This window comes from Candidatus Omnitrophota bacterium, from assembly GCA_041653595.1.
Classification (GTDB): Bacteria; Omnitrophota; Gorgyraeia; order Pluralincolimonadales; family Pluralincolimonadaceae; genus Pluralincolimonas.
Window position 1 is genome coordinate 1 of sequence record JBAZFB010000034.1, and the last position, 7,007, is coordinate 7,007.

At 54.0% G+C, this 7,007-nt stretch carries 8 protein-coding genes; all 8 read right to left on the bottom strand.

Translation table 11 applies throughout. From position 1 onward, the window contains the following. Positions 1 to 792: DNA polymerase III subunit delta (gene holA / locus WC317_07995; protein MFA5340067.1), on the bottom strand; the 792-nt coding region annotated here is incomplete at its 3' end. Beyond that, positions 786 to 1,340, bottom strand: a complete 555-nt coding sequence (gene lptE, locus WC317_08000; GenBank protein MFA5340068.1) for an LPS assembly lipoprotein LptE — start codon at positions 1,338 to 1,340, stop codon at positions 786 to 788. The genes holA and lptE, both read right to left, overlap by 7 nt. Next, positions 1,337 to 2,293, bottom strand: a complete 957-nt coding sequence (gene bamD, locus WC317_08005) for an outer membrane protein assembly factor BamD (protein ID MFA5340069.1) — start codon at positions 2,291 to 2,293, stop codon at positions 1,337 to 1,339. Before bamD ends, lptE begins: the two co-directional genes overlap by 4 nt. A gap of 38 nt (positions 2,294 to 2,331) precedes the next feature. Then, positions 2,332 to 2,694, bottom strand: a complete 363-nt coding sequence (locus tag WC317_08010) for a PilZ domain-containing protein (GenBank protein ID MFA5340070.1) — start codon at positions 2,692 to 2,694, stop codon at positions 2,332 to 2,334. 48 nt (positions 2,695 to 2,742) lie between these two features. Beyond that, complete coding sequence (locus WC317_08015) at positions 2,743 to 5,178, bottom strand: DNA internalization-related competence protein ComEC/Rec2 (GenBank protein MFA5340071.1); 2,436 nt, start codon at positions 5,176 to 5,178, stop codon at positions 2,743 to 2,745. Between the two features lie 25 nt (positions 5,179 to 5,203). Continuing rightward, positions 5,204 to 6,196: a peptidylprolyl isomerase gene (locus WC317_08020; GenBank protein ID MFA5340072.1), complete on the bottom strand. Its 993-nt coding sequence runs from the start codon at positions 6,194 to 6,196 to the stop codon at positions 5,204 to 5,206. A 74-nt stretch (positions 6,197 to 6,270) separates the two neighbouring features. Next, the gene (locus WC317_08025; GenBank protein MFA5340073.1) at positions 6,271 to 6,621 is read right to left on the bottom strand and encodes a helix-hairpin-helix domain-containing protein; all 351 of its coding nucleotides are present in this window, start codon (positions 6,619 to 6,621) and stop codon (positions 6,271 to 6,273) included. Then, positions 6,614 to 7,007 (bottom strand): class I tRNA ligase family protein (locus tag WC317_08030; protein MFA5340074.1); only part of this gene is annotated, 394 nt, incomplete at its 5' end. The genes WC317_08030 and WC317_08025, both read right to left, overlap by 8 nt.

Consider the following 7,007-nt stretch of genomic DNA (forward strand, 5'->3'; position numbering starts at 1 on the left):
GGCCAGGTAAGAGAGGGCCTCTTTAAGCCATTTTTTGGCCCTGTCCGGGGAACCTTTCGACCTCGCGGCGCGCTTTACAGCGGCCGCCATCGCCCCTATGACGTTCTCCGGGCGCACCGATTCCCTTAAAAGTCCGGATAATATCGAAAGGGAGCGCGACGCCTGCCCGTCCATCATCGCCCCGGTCATGTCAAAGACCGTCTCGTCGAGCGACCTTCCTACGAGGACCTCCACATCTTTCTTTTCGATAGCCTTGCGGTCACCGGTATAATTCGCCAGTTTATCCACCGCCATGCGCAATTTCTGCAGGTCGCTCCCGATCTTCGAAATGATCAACTCGACGGCGTCGCGGCCCATATCTTTCTTGAAAAAGGCGGCCTTCCCGAGGATATAACGCCTGAGGTTTTCCCCGCTTAAGTTCTCGAAGTCCCGGACTTCGGCTAATTTTGATAATCCGGAAAGGAAAGGGTCGCCGGCCGCATCCCTGGGCGACAGGCCGGCCGTCATTACCAGGATAGTGGTCACGGACGGGTTCCCGGCGTAATTCATCACCGAATCTTTTCCTTCCTGCGGCAGTTTATCTATGTCCCTTATCACGACGAAACGGGCGGGGCTGAGGAACGGGTTCGTATTTACGGCGTCCTGGAAAGTGTGGGGGTCAAACTGGTCCGGATAGAATATATTGTAATTGAGGTCGGGATTCCCTCCGGAGAGGGTCTTATCTTTCAGTTCGCGGAGGGTCTCTTCCTTAAGGGCGTTCTCTGTTCCTAAAAAGAGGAAAATACCTACCAATCCTCGACGGTCCTTTCGACGATCCTTTTTGCCAGGTCCGCGATCGCGTTGTTAATAGCGGCGTCTTCGGATACGGAATTCGGCCCGGACTGGTTGTATTCGAAGAAACCCACAAATCCTTTTTCGCTCCAGGTTTTCTTCCCCTGGGACACGTTCTCAAGCGACATATCGACTATGATATTGGCCCTGTACTCGGCGACATTCTCGCTTTTCTGGTCGTATCTCAACGGCTGTTTGTCGAAATTGATGAGCGCGCCGCTCAAGACCAGGTCGGCATCGTCCTCTCTCGAGACGACCTTCAGGTACCCGTCCACGAGGAACCTGTCTATTATCGCGTCGGTCACCTTCGTCTCCATCCCGGCGCGGTATAACCTGTAAGGGTTGGCGTCCGAATATTCCCTTTCGATGTTCAGGTCGACCTTGTTATCAAAAGGTCTTATGAATATCCTGGTGGCTTTCTTATAGGCGGTGGTATGGGTAGCGTAACCGCATCCCGCGAGCGAGGCGGCGCAGAAGATCGCCAACAGGAATATGAGCCGCCTTTTCATTTTTTCTGCTTCCTCTCTATCATCTTTAACCTTTCCTCCGCCTTCTTGGCCGTCTCCGTGTCAGGGAAATTAGTCACTATGTTCTTGTAGTATTCCCCGGCCGAGTCATACCATTTCTGTTTCCAGTAAAATTCCGCGATAGTGTAATCGCTCTCCGCCTTCTTCTCGCGCAGCGACTGGTGCATCTTATCCGCTTCGGCGGTAAGCTTCGACTCCGGATGGCGTTTCGCGAAATCCTCTATCGACTTGAGCGCCTCGTCGGTGACAGACTGGTCGTAGCTAGGTTTCAGGGACGCCTGGGAAGCGCAGAGCCCGACCTGGAAATTGGCTTCCTCGGAAAGCTTGCTCTCAGGGTGTTCATCGACCAGTTTTTGGAACGCGAGCCTCGCCTGCTGGTAATCCCGCGCCTTCTTGTAGCATTCCCCTATCTTGAAGAGGGACTGGTCGGCGTATTTTCCGTACGGAGCGTTATCCACAACTTTCTGGTACATCTCGATAGCCTTATATACCGACGGGAACGTCGGTATGCCCCAGAGCCTGACCTTCTCCCCGGCATAGAATTTGCCGGCTATCTGGTATTCGCGTTCGGTCATCTCATCCAGGCGCTTAGAGAACGGATACGTCTCGATCCCTTTCTGGTAGGCGTAGAACGCCTGCTCGTATTCCTCCAACGCCTCGTAAGCCTGCCCGGCGTAATACTGCGACTCGGCGGCGAGTTCGGCCTGCGGATAAAAACGGACGAGCCTCAGGAATTCTTCCACCGCCTTTTTGTAATCTTTCGCCTTAAAGAACTTCATCGCCCAGTCAAACTGCTCCTGGGGCGTATCCTTAACCGCCCATTTGGGATTGATCCACGTCCCGGTCTGAGGCGTCCAGATCCAGTAGGCGTGCAGCGACGGCGCCATCGAAAGGAACAGGGCCGCTGCGGTGACCGCAAAGATATATTTTCTCATCGTTTATCTCGTGTTTTACCTTCGGTATAAAGACGGGCCTATGTCCCGGGGACCGACTTTTCTATGAAGTCGGCTACGCCCCTTCTGTCTTCTTCCGACATCTCCATGAACTGGGCCCCGACTTCATATTGTTCGCCATACGGCCTCTTACGCACCCAGGTGATCTTCGAGACCGCCCTGACCGGCTTAGGCGCGGAAGGAACGGATATCTCCAGGACAAGGCGCGTAAATACCGAGATGAATTCGTTCACCAAAAGGCGGGCGCCGCCGCTGGAAATATCCCTCGATATGGCATTAACAATAGAGTTATTTGCCTGCCTTATCCCTCTATACTGCACAGACATAGTCATATTGACTCTCTGCTGCTGCCTTCTCTCAGGGAAATCATCATTCCAATACATCTATTTCCCCCTTCGTAGAATCAATTTTATACTTCAAAGTGCTATTTGTCAACGTGAAATTGTATACTTACTTTCGAAATTACCGACGGAAAGGTCTTTACCGTCGGTGACGGCGAAGACCGCCCCTCCCTTTCCGGTCCTGAAGACCTCTATCCCCTTGGCGGAAAGAAGATCGGAGAGCTCTTCAGAGCGGGCAGTCTCCCCGGCTGCTCTCCCCTGGGAGATCACGGCGTAAGACGGCTTGACCCATTCGACAAAAGCCTCTTTACCGGCGTCCATCTTCTCGCCATGGTGGGGCAGCATCAATAAGTCCGCCTTCAGGAGCCGGGGCGAGGTGAACATAGCCTCGGATACGGCCTTGTCCCCCATGTCGCCGCAAAACAGCATGACCGGATCCCCGAATCCCATCCTCATGGCAAGAGAGGCATCGTTTGCCGTGACTTTGGCATCCTTTACCCACCCAGCCGGAGGGCTGAAACACAGGATGCCGACGCCTTTCATCCCTTCTATTGAATCATAACGTTCCAAGATAAAACGTCTTAACCCCGGCATGCTCTTCTCTGCCCGCCTGAAACGCCTGTAAGCATAAGTATCGGCTCCCGCCCCGTTGTCGAATAGATGCCTCACCTTCATCCCTTCCAGGACCGAGGCGAGGCCTCCGACATGGTCGATGTCGGGATGGGTAAGGACCACCGCGTCCAGAACCTGCACCCCCTTTTGCCTGAGGAAAGGCAAAACCGTCCCCCTGCCGGAATCCCGGTCCTCCCCGCTCCCGGTGCCGCCGTCTATCAGCATATTGCCGCCGTAGGGGAACTCCACGAAGACTGAATCTCCGTGGCCCACGTCCAGGAAAGTGACCCTGAGCTTCCCGTCGTTCGGCCGTAAAGCCCCGGCCCATATAATTATGTTAAAGACTGCCAGCGCCGCGGCCGAGAGTTTCAGCGGAGAGAGCTTAAACCGTTCCCGTTCCGCGAACGCGACGACAAAAAGATAATACAGGGCTATCAGGAACAGCGGGGGACTGGGAAGGTAGATATACGCGAACGGGAGTTTTGAGAAGAAACCGTTAGTGGCAAAAAGAGTCCCGCAGAAAAGCCATACCGATGCCGCGAAGACCTTAGCCGCGGGCGGAAAGATAAGGCCGAAGACGAGGAAAGGGGCGCTGGCCATGGTTATCAGGAACGAGAGCGGCACGGCGACCAGGTTCGCGGCGACCGATACCGGCGTGATTATATTGAAATAATACAGAGTGAGCGGCATAACGCCTATCCACGCGGCGAGCGAGACGAAGAAAGCCTCGAGCGCATATCTTTTCCATTTTGCCAGGAATCGCGCGGCTATCTTCCGCTCGAAATTGAAAAACTTTTCGATCTTAGGGGTCAGATAAAGAAGCGAGATGACCGACGCGAACGAAAGCTGGAACCCTATATCAAAAAGCGCGCCTGGATCGCATGAAAGTATGACCAACGCCGCCAGCCCCAGGGAATTCGAAAGGGAATTCTCCCTCTCCAGGAGCAGGCCGAGCAAAAGCGCGATGGACATCACCGTCGCCCTCACCACCGAAGGCGTGCCGTTAGTGAGGACGGCATAAAAAACGAGGAAGGCTATCGTGAGGATAATACAGGCCTTTTTCGGGACCCTGATGACGCTCAAAACAAGAAGGACGAGAAAAACGATAAGCCCCACATTGAGGCCGCTTATCGCTATAAGATGGACGGTGCCGGTCCGCATGAACGCGTCATTTAAATCGCTGCCCATGCCCTGCCTCAGGCCTAAGAGTATGGCATTCAGGAAATTCGCGCTCTCTCCGGGAAGGTTCCCGGAGATGAGGCCTTCTATCTTTCCCCGCGCAATATACGCGAGGCTTACGACCGGGTTGCCTTTCCCTTTTTCGAGGATGGAGGCATCCTGCGTTCTCGCGCTTAATATCGAGAATACGCGGTTGCGCGCGAGATAGGCGGCGTAATCGAAATCCCCGGGATTCCCCGGTCCGGCTGGCCTTGAGAGCCTTCCCTTGACAAGGATCCTGTCGCCGTATGACGGCGTATTCGTTTCCGGCCGGCGCGGTTCCCCTGTCAGGTAAATTTTTATCCTGCCGGTGACTTCATGTTTTATCCCCCGGTCCTCCAAACGCTCCGCCACCAGGGTAAGGGTCATCTTCTTTCCGCCGTAGAAGGTCTCTCCGGCGACAGGATCGTCGGCGACTATCCCTTCCGCGTAAACTTCCCTTGGTTCCGGCTCCGTAAAATTCTTGATATGGTTTACCGGAAGCGCCTGCCTCGCCTGTAAAAGAATGCAGCCGGTAAACAGCAACGCGGCCGATAAACATACGAGCGAAGCGGCCTTTTTTTTAATCATAGTCGAAGCGGCTATCAGGGAAAAGACCACGGCGGCAAACATAAATAAAAAGGGGACCCGGATAATATTGCTTATCCAGATCCCCAGAGATAAGAAAAATGCCGCCCAGGCTAAGGGTGATCTCATCTATTGCTTATTTGTAAAAAGCCTGTTACTTCCCCTGCTGCGCCGGAGCGGGTGCTGCCGGGGCCGCGGGTGTCCCTGCCTTAGGCTGTGCCGCCTTTGGCTCGGCCTTCGGCTGGGGAGGAATCAAGACATCTTTATAGATCGTGACCTTATTCTTGTCTTTCAGGTCATTCAGTAGGGCCTCGAAGCTCTCCTTCTGCTTATCGGAGAGAAGCATCTGCTTCAACTGGTCCTTTATATCATCATAAGCCATCAACTTCTCAGGCTGTTTCTCGGTCACTTTTATGATGTGGTAACCGAACTGGGTCTTTACCACAGCGCTTAACTGCCCGGGTTGGAGCGCGAACGCGGCCTGCTCGAATTCGGGTACGGTCATGCCTTTGCTCAATAAACCGAGTTCCCCGCCCCTATCTTTGCTCGGGTCCTTCGATTTCTCTTTCGCGAGGGCCGCGAAATCGGCGCCTCCCTTGAGTTTAGCCAGGATATCCTTGGCCTCGGCCTCGTTGTCCACCAATATATGCGACACCATTATCTTCTCGGGTTCCTTGAATTTATCCTTATTCGCTTCGTAGTATTTCTTCGCGTCTTCGTCCGTGACCTTGACCTTTTCCTCTATCTCTTTTTTCAGGTAGGCCTTTATCACCAGCTCTTTCTTGAGGTCATCCAGCTGTTTTTTGACGGACGGATCTTTGTCGAAACCCAGTTTCGAGGCTTCGGAATAAAGCAGCTTCTGGTTTACCATGCTGTCCAGCAGCATATCCTTATGCGCCTGCGCCACGGCCTGGTACTGCTCGGGGACGGTCTTCATCATATCGTTCACGTCGTCGATGGTTATCTTCTCGTTGCCTATCTCGGCTACGACCTTCCCGCTTTTAGCGGCCGAGGGAGCCGGCGCCTGGGCCTCGGCCTTGGAAGCCCCGGTCCCGCTTATCTCGGGTTTCTTCGCCGCGTTGCAGCCCGTAAGCGCTATGGCGGTGAAGACAGCCGCGAATACGGCAACCATCCTTAATTTTAACATCGCGCTACTCCTTTCTATTATTTTTTCCGGTGGGGTCCGCAGAATAAGGCCATAATATATCACACCGAACCGGCTTATTCAAGCACAATCAAATCCCTGATCCTGTCAAATTTATCCTGTCCGATCCCCTTGACCTTCCTGAGGTCTTCTTTGAGGAGGAAAAGGCCGTGCCCTGTCCGGTATTCCGCTATCTCCTTCGCGAGTTTCGGCCCGATGCCGGGCAGCGTCTCTAACCCTGAGACATCGGCGGTATTGATATTTACCGCGCTCCGGCTTTCTACGGTCTTTTTATAATCCGAGGAATGGATAACCTGCAATTTTGGCCGCGCGAAATAGGTCCTATAAGCCAGGACCGCGAGCCCCAGGACGGCGAACGCGCTAAGGGCTATTATTACCTTCTTCTCCTGCACGGTGAGGTCAAACAACGATGCTTACGAGCCTCTTGGGAACAATAACAATATTCTTCGGAGTCTTGCCGCCGAGCCACTGCTTTACTTTTTCGTCTGCAAGGATAAGTTCCTTGAGTTCCTCGTCCGTGATGCCGGCGGGCACCTCGATCTTGGAGCGGACCTTGCCGTTCACCTGTATGACTATCGTAATATTCTCCTCGACCAGCATCTTCGGGTCGAACTCCGGCCAGCCGGCTTTCAAGATGCTCTCCTTATTGCCGAGTGACCGCCACAACTCCTCGCAGAAATGCGGCGCGATCGGGGAAAGCAGCAACACGAGCGCCGAGAAAACTTCTTTATCGGCGCCGGACTGGTATATCGCATTGACGAGTTCCATCATGCCGGCGATGGCCGTGTTGAAT